The following is a 260-nucleotide window of genomic DNA, read 5'->3' on the forward strand; positions in this document are numbered from 1 at the left end:
GGCCATATCGAGCTGAAGCGGCGCGGCGGCGACATCACGATCGAAGTGGGACGCGGCTTCGCGCCGCTCGGCATCACCGACGTCAATGCGCGCGCGGACTTCAGCGGCGGCAACCAGTTGAACGCGACCGTGCATGCGCAGGCGAGCCGCATCGGCGTGGTCGACGCGTCCGCGCACACGACGCTCGTGCCGCGCGACGGCGTGCTGGCAGTCAACGACGAAGGGCCGCTGTCGGGCTCGATCAACGCGAACGTGCCGTC

The 260-nt window shown here is 70.0% G+C and carries 1 protein-coding gene; it reads left to right on the forward strand.

The window, feature by feature from the left end:
* The coding region (locus SB771_RS35375; protein WP_410722088.1) for a hypothetical protein at window positions 1-260 on the forward strand (260 nt) is incomplete at both ends.

Source organism: Burkholderia sp. SIMBA_051 (assembly GCF_046534915.1).
Taxonomy (GTDB): domain Bacteria; phylum Pseudomonadota; class Gammaproteobacteria; order Burkholderiales; family Burkholderiaceae; genus Burkholderia; species Burkholderia ambifaria.